11 protein-coding genes are annotated in these 14140 nt (G+C 48.1%); 3 read left to right on the forward strand and 8 right to left on the reverse strand.

Annotated features, from left to right (window positions below; all coding sequences use genetic code 11):
* Position 1: 1 nt before the first annotated feature.
* Entirely contained in the window at positions 2-385 is a 384-nt protein-coding gene (gene ebsA, locus PMG25_RS08650) for a type IV pilus biogenesis protein EbsA (protein WP_283766497.1), read from the reverse strand.
* 206 nt (positions 386-591) lie between these two features.
* Here ebsA and PMG25_RS08655 point away from each other — a divergent pair, with 206 nt between their 5' ends.
* Positions 592-2025 (forward strand): glycosyltransferase family 2 protein, encoded by a 1434-nt coding sequence (locus PMG25_RS08655; protein WP_283766498.1) that lies wholly within the window; start codon positions 592-594, stop codon positions 2023-2025.
* A gap of 89 nt (positions 2026-2114) precedes the next feature.
* Here PMG25_RS08655 and PMG25_RS08660 read toward each other — a convergent pair whose 3' ends face one another.
* Positions 2115-2894, reverse strand: a complete 780-nt coding sequence (locus PMG25_RS08660) for an HAD-IA family hydrolase (RefSeq protein WP_283766499.1) — start codon at positions 2892-2894, stop codon at positions 2115-2117.
* 232 nt (positions 2895-3126) lie between these two features.
* Between PMG25_RS08660 and PMG25_RS08665 the strand changes: the two genes are divergently transcribed.
* Complete coding sequence (locus tag PMG25_RS08665; RefSeq protein ID WP_347178788.1) at positions 3127-4134, forward strand: potassium channel family protein; 1008 nt, start codon at positions 3127-3129, stop codon at positions 4132-4134.
* A 31-nt stretch (positions 4135-4165) separates the two neighbouring features.
* Here the strand turns inward: PMG25_RS08665 and PMG25_RS08670 are convergent, their stop codons facing one another.
* Together PMG25_RS08670 and PMG25_RS08675 are read right to left on the reverse strand one after the other, a co-directional pair.
* The gene (locus PMG25_RS08670; RefSeq protein ID WP_283766501.1) at positions 4166-5869 is read right to left on the reverse strand and encodes a phospholipase D-like domain-containing protein; all 1704 of its coding nucleotides are present in this window, start codon (positions 5867-5869) and stop codon (positions 4166-4168) included.
* 6 nt (positions 5870-5875) lie between these two features.
* The gene (locus PMG25_RS08675; protein WP_283766502.1) at positions 5876-6424 is read right to left on the reverse strand and encodes a phosphoribosyltransferase; all 549 of its coding nucleotides are present in this window, start codon (positions 6422-6424) and stop codon (positions 5876-5878) included.
* 112 nt (positions 6425-6536) lie between these two features.
* Between PMG25_RS08675 and PMG25_RS08680 the strand changes: the two genes are divergently transcribed.
* Positions 6537-7955, forward strand: coding sequence for an MFS transporter (locus PMG25_RS08680; RefSeq protein WP_283766503.1), 1419 nt, complete (start codon positions 6537-6539; stop codon positions 7953-7955).
* Positions 7956-8001: 46 nt separating this feature from the next.
* Here the strand turns inward: PMG25_RS08680 and PMG25_RS08685 are convergent, their stop codons facing one another.
* The 4 genes from PMG25_RS08685 to PMG25_RS08700 form a co-directional block, all read right to left on the reverse strand.
* Positions 8002-8553, reverse strand: a complete 552-nt coding sequence (locus tag PMG25_RS08685) for a Uma2 family endonuclease (protein ID WP_283764440.1) — start codon at positions 8551-8553, stop codon at positions 8002-8004.
* Positions 8554-8644: 91 nt separating this feature from the next.
* Positions 8645-9481, reverse strand: a complete 837-nt coding sequence (locus PMG25_RS08690) for a DUF928 domain-containing protein (RefSeq protein WP_283766504.1) — start codon at positions 9479-9481, stop codon at positions 8645-8647.
* Between the two features lie 101 nt (positions 9482-9582).
* Positions 9583-12264, reverse strand: a complete 2682-nt coding sequence (locus PMG25_RS08695; RefSeq protein ID WP_283766505.1) for a chloride channel protein — start codon at positions 12262-12264, stop codon at positions 9583-9585.
* 84 nt (positions 12265-12348) lie between these two features.
* Positions 12349-13713: a TldD/PmbA family protein gene (locus tag PMG25_RS08700; protein ID WP_430540954.1), complete on the reverse strand. Its 1365-nt coding sequence runs from the start codon at positions 13711-13713 to the stop codon at positions 12349-12351.
* Between the last annotated feature and the right edge of the window lie 427 nt (positions 13714-14140).

The raw sequence follows: 14140 nt of genomic DNA on the forward strand, positions 1-14140 counted from the left end.
ATTAGTCATCTAATCGTAATAGCTTTCGGTAGAACGCTTGGGAAAAATCAATCATTTTCGTTCTGCGCCAATTGACATACAACTCAATCAAAAACTCGATAAATTCATGATTGGGCAGTTTCACCTCGTAGGTCAGTTCCGACTGACCATCAAACTGCATCCGACAGACTGTCTCATCTGCGGGGAGTTTGGAGACAATAAACCAAGTGGCCAAAAAAGGAATGCTCTCTCCTTTCTCAATCCGGCGTTCCCCTTCTAGAGAGGTTTTCTCATACACACTTATGGCATAGGGCAAGGCAGCACGCTTGTTACCTTGGTAGTAAGGCTGATAAACCCCAACCACTCCACCTTGAGCGGGTTCAATGGCACTGAGATCGGTAGTCATAAACGTTGTACTTACACCAGTGTCTTAACAATAAAGATTTCTCAGTTTATCTTACATTGTCACCCATGCAGTTGAGTAACTGTCAAGTGATTCCTTGGCCCGATCTCTAAGCAGCGATCCACAGTTCGTTACAATAAAGCACAGACCCTCTGCTTGCGGAGGGGATCGATCAAATATTCAGTCAGGATAAGAGCGTCCATAACCTTATGTCGGAGAAGTCCAATTCTATCGACGATCGTCAGAATTTCCTAAATGAAGATCGTCAAGTCTTTCAATCCATGTCTACAGATGCGGTGCAGGAGGAGATGAATGCTTCCTGTTTCGATCAGGTGGTCTATGAGGGCCGCAGACGAAAAGCAGCAGTGTTATTAATTGTAATTTGGAGTGGGACGATCGCCTTCCATTTGCTCTCGTGGAGTCTGTGGCTGATCTGGGGAATGTTTGCCCTGATGGGGATTCATTCCCTTCGAGTCTTAACAGCTAAACCGAGAAGACCCTTAGAGTCTCTGGATCGAGAGCCGGGTGCAGATGTTCCTTTTGTCTCTTTGTTGGTGGCGGCCAAAAATGAGGAAACGGTGATTGCTCGTTTAGTCAAAATGCTCTGTACTCAGGATTATCCCTTAGACCGCTATGAAGTCTGGGTGATTGATGACAACAGTAGCGATCGCACCCCCCAAGTGCTGGAGAGCCTGGGCCAAACCTATTCCCATCTGCATGTCATGCGGCGATCGGCTAGTGCAACTGGGGGTAAATCGGGGGCGCTTAATCAGGTGTTACCCTTAACCCAAGGTGAGGTAGTGGCGGTGTTTGATGCGGATGCCCAAGTTTCCCCGGATTTATTGCGTCGGGTACTGCCAGGGTTCGATCGCCAAGAAGTGGGGGCGATTCAACTGCAAAAGGCGATCGCCAATGCTTCGGTCAATTTTTGGACTCAAAGCCAAGCCTCGGAAATGGCCCTCGATTCCTATTTCCAGCAACAACGGATTGCCCTGGGAGGGATTGGAGAGTTACGGGGTAATGGTCAATTTATCCGACGCACGGCCCTCCAACAATGTGGGGGATGGAATGAGGAGACAATTACCGATGATTTGGATTTAACCCTACGCCTACATCTGGAACAGTGGGATGTGGACTTTATCCTCGATCCCCCGGTACAGGAAGAAGGGGTAACCACTCCTTTAGCCCTATGGCATCAACGCAATCGTTGGGCAGAGGGGGGATATCAACGGTATATGGATTATTGGCGCTTGATTTTTAGTGGGCGGATATCGTGGATGAAAATTTGGGATATGTTGACCTTTTGGATTATCCAATATTTTCTCCCCAATGCGGCAATTCCGGATTGTTTAATGGCGATCGCCAAAAATCGGCTGCCGGTTTATAGTCCCATGACAGCCCTGATGATCGGCATGTCTGTGATTGCTATGGTTCAAGGGATTCGGCGTGTCAATCGCGTTAATGGTAAAGTTGCCCATTTGCCCACACTCCTCTGGCAAACCTTGAGGGGAACAGTTTATATGCTCCATTGGCTCTTAATTGTGGCCAGTACATCTGCCCGGATTGCAGTACGCCCGAAAACCTTAAAATGGGTGAAAACGAGCCATGAAGGGAGTGAAAGCACGGTCGTAGCTGATGGTTAATTGGTGGGGAGATGGGGGCTTGATTACTCTACCCTATTCCCTATTCCCTATTCCCTATTCCCTATTCCCTATTACCCATTCCCTATTCCCTATTCCCTATTACCCATGGCCTGCTGTTGCAAAAAGGCGAGAGTGTCGAGGGTGGTATATGTAAAATCTCCCAAATTCCCGCGAATGACTTCAAAGGGAGCATCCGGTTCTCCCAGATCGCTCAAAACGGCGATCGCTCCAGGAAAGTCACGATCTTGGGTATATTCATGCTGGGTGACTAAAGTCGGTAAACCTGCTTGAGTGGCCGATTGTACCCCGGCGGGGGAATCTTCAATCACGATACACTCTCTAGGCGACAAATTCATTTGCTCCAGAACATAGTGATAAATATCCGGGGCAGGTTTTTTCTGGGCTACAATATCCCCGGCTGCAATCAGTTCAAACGTGCTAGGGTGAAAAAACTTCTCCAATAAGGTCATGACATTCGGTAAAGCGCTAGTTGTGGCGATCGCCAACCGTATATCTTCACCTCTAGCCTCTTCAACTAACCGTTGCACCCCTGGTCGCAAGGGAATTGAACCCTCTAACAGCAACTGTCGATAATACTTCGTTTTCTGACGATGCAATTGGGCCGCCCACACTTCTAATTCTGCCGGAGGCTCAAACTGGGGATGAGACTGACAAACATAGGCAATCAGGCGCTCTTTTCCTCCCGACACTTCTAAAAGTTGGCCATAAAACTCGGCAGACCATTGCCACGGTAATCCGGCTTCAGAAAAGGCTTGATTAAATGCCAAACGATGACCATCCCGTTCTGTTTCTGCCAGCGTTCCATCCACATCAAAAATAATCGCCTTCAGTTTCCCTTTTTCACCCATAAGTTTCCCCACTTTATACAAAGGTTAAATTTCCGCATAATATCACACCACCAGTGTAAGATATTATTCGAGTGAAAAATCAGGAGAAAATAGGAAGATAGAGACGCGGGAACACGGAGATCCCTATTCCCCATTCCCTATTCCCCATTCCCCATTCCCCATTCCCCATTCCCCATTCCCCATTCCCTATTCCCTATCGAGCGTGTCTTCCATCGAACAACAGTATCAACGAATGCAACGAGAACTCCTAGTCGGCGTTCTTGCCCTAACATTCGTTTGCATGTGGGGAACCATTGGCTATATGGTCATTGAAAAATGGTCTTTTCCTGATGCATTTTATATGACCATTATTACCCTGACTACGGTAGGCTATGGGGAAGTAGAACCCATGGAGGCACGGGGTAGGATCTTCACCATCGCTCTTATTTTTCTGGGAGTGATTAGCATTGGGTATATTGTCAATCGATTTACAGAAGCCTTCCTTCAAGGCTATTTTCAAGAAGGAATGCGTTTGCGACGACAACAGAAAGTGCTGAAAAACTTAGTCAACCATTATATTATTTGCGGTTTTGGTCGCACGGGGCAACAAATTGCCCTGGAGTTTCATGAGGAAGGGGTTCCTTTTGTGATTGTTGATTCTAAACCAGAAGCCCTGGAAGCTGCCCAGAGTTTAGGCTATCTCGTCCTCCAAGGAGATGCCACTTTAGATGATACTTTGCAAAGGGCGGGTATTCATCTAGCCAGTTGTTTAATTGCTGCTTTGCCTTCTGATGCCCAAAATTTGTATACAATTTTATCAGCGAAAACCCTCAAGAGCCAAATTAGGACGATCGCTCGCGTCAGTACCGATGAAGCAGCCGTGAAACTCTATCGAGGAGGCGCGGATGCTGTAGTTTCTCCTTATACTACTGCGGGTCGGAAAATGGCTACAGCAGCCCTACGGCCACAAGTGATGCATTTTGTCGATGGCATGATTACGGGTAAAAATCGCTCTTTATTGATTGAAGAATTTGGGCTAGATTGCGATCGCTGTCCCTACATTGGCCAATCTCTACAACAAATGCAACTGCGATCGCGCTCTGGCGTTCTTGTCCTCGCCATCCGTCGTCAAGATGGAACCGTCATCGGTGCGCCAACGGGAGAAACCTTATTATTTCCCCAAGACTTACTCATTTGTATGGGAACCTCTGAACAAATTCGGCGCTTAAAACAACTCCTCTCTCCCCTGAACCCTATGTAACTTTAATATTAGTATCAGGCAATACCGACATTTACCAAGTCACTCGTCCTTCCAATTTTCTCAATAAACTCGGCCCTACCCCTCGAACTCGATCCAAATCTTCAAGGGAGGTAAAAGGCTGCTGTTGACGGAAGGCGATAATGCGTTGGGCTAGGGTTGGGCCAATTCCAGGTAAGGCTTCTAATTCTTCTGGAGTGGCGGTATTCAAATTAACTAGCTTCCCGCGAATGGGGTGGTCGGTTTGGGCTTCGATTTGGGGACACTCTTGGGTTTGACGGGCAAGTTGCTCGGAAATGCGCTCTGGAAGGGTGAGGCTGGCGCTGCGATAGAGGCGCTGAAATTCGCGGTTAAAATGGGCGGCAACGGTAGGGTTGGTGAGAATAAGGACGGTTTCATCATTTTTGAGGTTGGCGGCTTCTGACCAATTTTGGGAGCCGGTAATGATAGTTTTTTGGTCAATGAGGGCGAATTTGTGGTGGAGTTTGTCGCCTATGGGTAATGTTGGCGTGCCGACGGTCTCAATTTTGGCTCTCCAGGGGCGGTTGTCGGGTTCTGTTTTGCATTCACGGGCGATCGCCAGCCCCAGCAGATCTAATCCTTCGCTATAGTATCGATAGGCAAAGCCGCGATCGATCAACGCCCGCACCTCAACCCCATTTTGATGCTGGATTTGCAGAATATTAGCTAAAAGTTGATCGGAGAACACAAACAGGGCTAAATCTGTCGTTTCTTGAGCCGTTTTCAATGTTTTCCCAATCAAACCATTGGCGCTATTTGTCCACAACTCGGAGGGAGAAGTGGGAGAAAACTGAACAGAAACCGGTGTATTGCCAACCACCACCCTTTCAGCCGGACGTAGAGGTTTTTGCAGTCCAAATTGAGGACGGTTAGCACTAGAGGCTCCCTCTCCCCACATTAGATTAAATTCTTGGCTAAATTGCGCCGCTAGTTCGCGACTTTGTATCGTCAGCAGATGATTGGCATTGCCGCGACTGTCAGGATTATAGAAATCCCCATGAATACCACTGGTGGTAAAATTAGCCGAACCAACAATCAGCCGATAGTTATCAATCACCACAAATTTGTGATGCATTAACCCGCTGCCTTTTGAGCCATCCGCCGTATCATCAATGACCGGAATTTGGGCATTTTGCAGAATAACCAGGGCATCACGTTGGTTGATTTCATCCTCAGAGAGTTGACCATCTTGGTTGATATCGGCAAGTTTGACAAATTCCCGATATTGGTTTTGATCGTCACTGTCTAATTGGGCAACTTCGCGGGGAGTCAAATCGCTCCAAGGGCGAGAATAAGTATTTTCTAAGATAACTCTGATTTTTATTCCTGCTTCGGCTTGAGTGGCTAGAGCTTGAGCAAGTTGGGGGAGACGAAACTCTTGAATAGCGATATCAATGCTGGTTTGAGCTTGATTAATTTCCTCAATGATAACCGCTTCTAAATCATCTCCTAAGCGAGTAATTTCACGATAAGGTTCCGTATAACTGGAGGCTTCAGAAGAGTTAAAATAAACTTGAATCAAGGGGTCTTGAGGTAGAGGCTCAATTGTGGTCAGTTCTGGAGATTTCGGTTTACATCCCGTGAATAAGAGACTCAATAATAGAGCTGTAAATGAACGAGTTAAAAGTAGGGGCGAACATTTTTTAACCCCTACTGCCTTTCCCGTAGTGCTATATTGACTTAATTTAGCGTGAAAAATGGTTTTCCTATTACCCATTACCCCTTACCCCTTACCGTGCGAAGCGCTATATTTAGCCACCAATTCCTCCAAGGGAGTTTGCTCATAGAGTTCAAAGGGTTGATGAATCCAGGGATTATCCGTGAGATAATCGATATAATAATCTGGCGCAAGGACTGAGCAGGATTTATACCATAATACGGCTGTGCGGATCTCTTGGGGGCGATCGCTTTCCGGTTCTCCTTCCCGATCTCGGTAATTCTTTAACCAAGCGATACTCTCTTGCAGCGAAATCCCGGAATCAGCCAAATCATCAACCAACAAAATCCGAGACCCCAAACCCTCCGTGGTCATAGACAAATGACGGGAAAATTGAATTTGACCCCTGGTCTGATAATCCGGGCCGGTGTATGATGCAGCAGAAAGAATCGCTAAGGGTTTCCGATATAATCGACAGAGAATATCTCCAACACGCAAACCCCCCTTGGCAAGACAGACAATTTGATTAAATTCCCAACCCGATTGATAAATTTGGGCTGCCAATTGTTCAATCTTCTGGTGGTATTCTGACCAAGAAACAAATAAATCAGACATCACAAGTCTATTAGGGAAGGGGATCGAGGGAGCATCATAAAATACTTATGCCCAGGGTAAACCGAGTTGCATGGAAAACCAATTATCCCATAATTTTAGCAGATCTTAACCTATGACCTCTGAGAGCAACGCATCCCCATCTACCCTGACCCGGTTACAGAAATTATCCTATGGCCTGGGAGATTTAGGGCCAGCCATTACCGCCAATCTCTTGGTGTTTATCTTTTTACCCTTCCTAACCGATGTGGCAGGTATCAGCCCAGGTTTAGCCGGTCAGGTGTTAATGATTGGTAAAATTTGGGACGCAATTAATGACCCGATCGTTGGTTTTTTAAGCGATCGCACCGAATCCCGATGGGGAAGGCGACATTCTTGGATGATCTGGGGCGCAATTCCCTTCGGTCTCTTTTTCTTCCTCTGTTGGGTTGTCCCTCCTTTCGGTGAATGGGGAACCTTTTGGTACTACGTGGTCATCAGCATCTTCTTTAATCTAGGCTACACCATGGTCAATTTGCCCTATGTAGCACTGACGGCCGAACTCACCCCAGATTACAATGAACGCACTACCCTGAATGGATTTCGCTTCACCTTCTCCATTGGCGGCAGTATCTTTTCCTTGATCCTAGGCTTAGTCCTCTCCTTACTGATTCCAGACCCTAAACTGCAACATTTGGTACTCGCTGGTCTGGCTACCGTATTATCAGTCATTCCCCTCTATCTATCCATTTGGGGCACTCGCCAACCGGTCAAACGCATAGAAAAACAGAGACAACTCACCCATACTGAAGACTCTATTCCCCTGGTCGATCAAATCAAGATTGCCTTTAGCAATGGGCCCTTCCTATTCGTGATGGGGATTTATCTCTCCTCCTGGTTAGCCATCCAAGTCACGGCCACGGTGCTTAAATATTATGTGGTCAGTTGGATGGGATTACCCGATTCTCTGTTTTTCGTGGCCGCTTTGGCTGTGCAAGGAACTGCCCTCGTAATGCTTTCTCTGTGGAGTCAAGTCAGTTACCGGTTAGGCAAAAAAGCGGTTTATTACCTGGGGGCCGGGTTTTGGCTGATCACGGAATTGGGGCTATTTCTGCTGCAACCGGGTCAAGTGGGGTTAATGCTCTTGCTCTCAATTATTGCCGGGTTTGGGGTGTCTGTGGGCTATTTAATCCCTTGGTCGATGCTTCCGGATGTGATCGATCTGGATGAATTGAAAACCGGTCAACGTCGGGAGGGGGTGTTCTATTCGTTTATGTTGGTCTTACAAAAGATGGGTCTGGCCCTGGGTTTAGCCTTGGTGGGCCAGATTTTGGAGTGGTCGGGATATGAATCGGCGATCGCCGGATCAACAGCTCCTGTCCAACCTGATTCTGCACTTTTAGCCATTCGTTTATGTATTACCCTGCTTCCCCTGGCCTGTGTGATACTCGGTGGAGTGTTAGCGTATTTCTATCCCATTACCCAGACCGTTCATCAAGAAATTCTCCTCAAACTGGAACAGAATCGCATAGATAACAGGCAAAACAGAGGATAAAAGTATCGGGTAGGGTGGGCGGGATCTGCTTGTATAGGCTACTAGCTTAAGCGCTAAGGAGCCGTTGGACTTGAATCTCGATATCCTTAAAAGCCGTGGGGGATAGGGTTCCGGTGGTTAGGATTGTTTCTGTGGCATAGTCCCCATTTTGGGGCTGAGTGTAAACCTGGAGTTGACCATCTTGGAGATTGACAACCCAGTATTCCGGGATTCCTGATTCAGCGTATAGTTGTTTTTTAGTCGTTGTATCTTGAGTCAGGGTGGTGTTGGCAAATTCGATAATCCAAAAGATATCCCCAGGATAGGGATGGTGTTCCAGGTAGACTCGTCCCAAAGGTTTAACAATGGCCAGATCGGGAACCGGTTCTGAGTCATTGGTGAGGGTAATGGGGTGCGCTTCACGGATTTTGACATGGTTACCCAACAGACTCCGCAGATAGTCCCCAACTTCGCTGTTGTAGTAAGCGTGGGGTTCTCCCTCTGGTGGCATAACGATTAGTTTTCCGCGTATCAGTTCCAGATTTTGGTCGTTGAATATCCCAGCGCGGATGGCGTGGTGATAATTGGCGATCGCCCATCGATAAGGTGTGGCAGTCATAGTTCAATTAAAAATTGTCATGTCCGCGACAGGAGAAAACATTAAAAATGGGGGTTAGTGGTTAATGAACCCGCCTGTTGACTCAGGTAGACTAGGGAGCTAAAACGGTCGAAGTTGGACGATTCGATAACAGGGGTGCATCAACAATCTGCTCTAGGCCCACTTGAGGATGGGTAAGGACGCTTTGCCAATCTACAGTGGCTCGATCGCGATCGGGGCCAGATGCGCTGTGACGTAACTGAGCTAAAGTGGCCAGCAAATCGTACCATAGACCGGCTTGGGCATAGATTTTTGCGCGATCGCGATCGGATTTAGCCATATCCAATTGGGCTTTGACGGGGGCTTGCTCTCCCTCGGCATGGACTACCTGAATCCATCCTTGAGTATAGTCGCTGAATGTATTATTACAAACCAACTGAAACGCCCACAAATAAATTTTTCCTGCTTCGAGTTGTGGTAACTCAGGATAGTTGCTCAGAGGCATACCTAAGATGCCTGACTCCTGATTCAGAGGAACAGAACTTTCAAATTCTGATTTCAAAAATTGATCTTGATTTTGTGCATCGATATCGGCTAAAGTCAAGCCCGATTGAGCCAGTTTTTCTTGATCTAATTCTTGCACAATCAGCATCCCTTGATCGGTCGTATGCTTAGGTAAATACACAAATACAGTTGGTGAATTAGTGAGGGTGCGGCCTACGTTAAATTCAGGAATAATGGCCATCAGTTGACTGTTTTGATCGGTAATACAGGGGCCACGGGTTCCACCGGCTTGACGGCGGCTAGGTAATCCTACTTCTTCTGGTAATTGTAGGTCTTCTAGGGCTAGACTCGGTAGGGGAAAGACGCTCACGCCTAATGCTAAAAGGGTTGCTAATGTCCCTTGAGTGCGAGTCCAGGACATGGAGGGTAACCAGGAAAATAACATAAACGATTGATCCTCATCAGAAAAAAACAACACTAAAATTCACAATAATGTCTACTTCTATTTTAAACATTGAATTCCCAACTGTGTAAATCTGCCCCGGTTTAATCCCCAGTGTCTAAAGGGGGAGTTAGGGAGACGGCTTGACGCACTAAAATAACGGTACAATCACATCCAGAGGCGATCGCCTCTGGAATATTGCCTTTCATCACCTGTTTGAGTAGACCTTCCCGTGATGCCCCCATGATCACCACATCAATATGGGACTCTTGGGCTTGCTTAATGATAGCTTCGCTGACTTGTTCAGATACTAACTTAACCAGAGTTAACTTCGGTAATCGAAAACTTTTGTGGCGTTTATCTCCAAAGGATTTTAGACGACTGAGTAAAAATTGCTGTACCTCTCCCAATACCAGGGGAACCTGAGCGTTGGGTTCTGGGGGACAGACCTGACATAATTGGATTTCGGGTGGGAAAAACTGAGTAGGGGAGAACGGCTGCTCCCCCCTACGGAATCTCAAATGAATTTCTCGCAAATGGATTAAACCCGGTAATAACTCGGCCCCGGCGATCGCATTGGGGCCCCCTGCTAAAGGCAATAACCACCGGTTAAAATGCCATTTTGCTTGCTGTCCGCGCGTAGCCCACTTCACCAACACGACCTCACAAGGGGCTTGGCGAATCAAGGTATCGACCACATCCCCAAAAATTCGCCCCTCTCTGGTGGTTTTTCCTTTCCATTCCATGACCAACAAATCCACATGGCGATACTTAATGGTCTCCAAAATGGTTTTCCCGATATCATGGGTCACTCGAACCTGGGTATGTACACTAATTCCTAAATCTTCACCCAGGCGGTGGGTATAGTCTGTCCAGCGTTGAAAGGGATCAAAATTTATCCGGGCTTGATCGACGGGAGTATTATCAGAGACTACGGCCACTTGCAAACATTCCAACTCATAATTCTGCTCGGCGGCGATCGCCCCTGCCATCTGTAACAACAGGGCTGCTGTGCGCTGATTGACTACCGGAACCAAAATTCGCCCCTGACCGAGGGCTGGGCCATGAGTTTGATAAATGACATAAGAAGTACCACCGGCTGGCCCCAGGGCTGGCCCCACACCACTTAACAAATCCGACTCCGCCCGAATAATATCACTGCGGGTAATAATTCCCACTAACCTACGTCCCTCAGTCACCGGCAAACGGCTCAGTTTATAACGATTGAGACAATAGACTACTTCACTCAAGGGACAAGAGGGGGCAACACTGACCGGATCGGCAGTCATAATTTCTCCGAGCAGGGCGTTCTGATTCTGAGGGCGTTTCTCTAGATCCCCTTGAGTCACAATTCCAACTAATTGTCCTTCATGAACCACGGGAAAACCTCGATGGTGCGAGCGAGAGAAAGCCTGTACCACTTGATCTAAGGGTAAATGGAGATTCAAGGTTTCCACCCGACGCTGCATCAGATCCTCGGCAATTAACTCGTCAAAACCTTCCGGCGTTTTTCGTTGCTCATTTTGCGGTTCCATGCCATTCCAGATCAACAGCCGTTGATACAAGGAGTTTTTCTCTAGTAAACTCGATACAAAATAGGCGACCACCGAGACAATCATCAGGGGTAAAACTAAATTAAAATCAGTCGTGATTTCAAACACAATCACAATACTGGTCATGGGAACTTTACCCACCGCACTAAAAAAGGCTCCCATTCCTGCTAAGGCGTAAGTATCGGGAGAAACCCCTAGGGGTAAACCGAGGAGATAGCCGACTAAATACCCCAAAGCGGCTCCTAGGGTGAGGGTGGGGGCAAAAAGTCCCCCTGGTGTGCCTGCGCCATAGGCTAAACAGGTGAGTAAAAAATGGACAACAAAGGCGAGAATGACTTCATTAGCTTGGAGATCCCCGATTAATAGGAGTTCTCGTAAACCGGCATGGTCATTAAAATTGGGAGGAAGTAAGGCAATACAGAGGCCAGAAATCAGACCCGCTAGGGCCATGCGAGCGGGTAGAGTCAGGGATAGCCGACGATTGAGGGTGAGGCTGGTAATGATGCCTTGGTTAAAGAGTGTGCCCAGAAGACCGGCTAGGATACCTAATATCAGGAAGGCGGGGATTTCTGGGGCAGAGAAATGGGCTACGGAGGCACTGACTTCCCGATTGAGATTGAAGTCATTTCCAAAGATGCGAGAGACGACTGCACCGATAAAGGAGGCTCCGATCGCCGTTTCTAGGGTGAGTTCAGATACATCATGGAGGAGTTCTTCGAGGACAAATAACATGCCCGCGATCGGGGCATTAAAGCCGGCCGCCAGACCTGCGGCTGCTCCCGCCGCCACCATCTGCCGCCGATGGTTGGGAGAGGTGGGAAAAATTCGAGCAATTTCCGAGGCTAGGGCAGCTCCAATTTGTACCGTTGGCCCTTGACGACCGAGGGTGAGTCCAGAGGAGAGGGAAAGGAGTCCAGCCGTGAGCTTCACCAGAGCAGTGCGCCAACTGAGGGGAAGAGGGGTTCCTTCGAGGACGGCTTTGACTTGGGCGATACCGCTACCTTGGGTTTCAGGGGCAAAGGCTTCAATTAAACAGCCAGAAAGAAAGGCAAAGGTCATCCCCATGAGGGGTAAGATAAACCAAGCGGGGAAGATTTGGGTGAGCCAGATGCGCCATCCTCCCAATGTACCGATGCCATTTCTGAGTAATACGGCGCTACAACCGGAGACTAATCCAATCAGACAAGCCTCGGCAATCATTACCCGTCGTTTGGGTAGAAGGAGAGGGCGCACGGTTCAATTAAAAATTAAAAATTTTCAGGTCGGCGACAGCCGAAAAAATTAAAAATGTTTAGAATTATTGTCCGTTGTTGATCCTCAATTGTCTAGTTTGCTGGTAATGGATAAGCCTTCGACGATGACCGATGGGGTATAACAAGAGCCATTCCATTCGCGATCGCCTCCGAGTTCTACTACATTTCGCAGACAGTGATAGATATTGCCTGCTACCATGGTGTCTTTGACGCGACCGATAATTTCTCCATTCCGGACTCGATAGCCTAAATCCACATTAATGGAAAAGTCTCCGGAAATTCCCCCTCCTGAACCTAGGATTTGATCGACGATCAGAGCGTCTGGCAAGGAGGCAATTAAGTCTTTGAGCTGCCGATTGGTTCCACCATAGATAATTAAATTATACAGAGAGGGAGTGGGATAACTGCCGAGGCTGGGTCGAAATCCATTGCCAGTAGTTCCGGTTCCCAATTGGCGACCGGTGGTGCGATCGCACAGGAAGTTTTTCACCCTCCCCTTGTCCACAAAGACCAGGGACTTGGTTGGAGTTCCTTCGTCATCAAATGGGCAGCTATAGGGCCCGATTTGGGGGTCTTGGTACAGGGTGAGTTGGGACGAGGTGACCTGTTCTCCCCGTTTGTCAGCCCAAGGGGAAGACCCTTCAAAGACTTGTTTACCGTTGAGGGCAGCGCTGAGGGTTTCCCAAAGAAGATCGGCAGCTTTGGCGGTAAACAGAATCGGCACACGCCCTTTTGGGGCGGCAACATTGCGATCGCAGGCTGTCAGGTGGTCTTGAATTCTGGAGACGATTTCCCCTAGATTCAGGGTATCCCGTTGCACCTGTCCATCACCGATGGTGCAAAAATCATCACTGCGTACCCATTCCACAGCCAGATAACCACTGAGGGTGGTATCGGTATAACTGCAATCGAGACCTTCCGAGTTGAGTAGGCGAGTGCTTTCCGCTTCACTGTCGAGTTCAGCGCTACAGAGAATATCCCCTTGGGTCTCTCGCAACTGGGCGATCGCCTCTTCTCCCCAGGCTAGGAGCTGCTTACCCTCGACCCATGTGCCCAAGTCTGGGTAAACTTGTTTACGTCCAGGGGTTAACTCCACATACTCCGATTTTTCTTGCAGTGCTGAAAGGGCGATCGCCTTTTCCACTAACTGTTCGGGGGCAACGGAGCCATGAGATACGGCTAATCCCGGTTTCCCATTTTTCCATAAGCGTAGGGCTACCCCTTCACTATGGTGAGTGAGGACACTTTTTAGGCGATTCGCTTCAAAGAGAATGGGGGTTGAATGAGATTTAGATAAAAACACCTCTGCCGCTTCTGCGCCATTTCGAGCGGCTAAATCTAATAACTGCTCACCGTAATTATCCCAAGAAACCTCAGAGGGATCGCCAGTGGAAGGGGGGCTACCTGCCGAAAGTAAACTTTCCGCAATGCGATCGCCCCTTGAACTGCGATCCTCTCGATCGGTTGAATTTTGACTCCCCGTGCGATCGTTCACGTTCCCTTCTCACCCTCCCGCTTGTTTCTGGCTTTAGGTTCACTGTACCAAAAAAGGAGTCTCTAGCGCTTCGCGCTAGGGAATGGGGAATGGGGAATGGGGAATAGGGAATAGGGAATAGGGAATAGGGAATAGGGAATAGGGAATAGGGAATGGGGAATGGGGAATGGGGAATAAGGTCAGAGAATGGGATCAGCCCTGGCTATAACGAAAGATACAGCACTTTGCTCTGTTAGGGAATACAGAGTTGAACGCTCAGAAGCTTTTGCAACAAGACTTTTGCCTTTTGCCTAGCGCGAAGCGCTGTATAGTATGTCATTGCGTGCGATTCGTTCCCGTCCAAGTTTGGGGATAACACTCC

Origin of the sequence: Roseofilum capinflatum BLCC-M114, assembly GCF_030068505.1 — a bacterium.
Classification (GTDB): domain Bacteria; phylum Cyanobacteriota; class Cyanobacteriia; order Cyanobacteriales; family Desertifilaceae; genus Roseofilum; species Roseofilum capinflatum.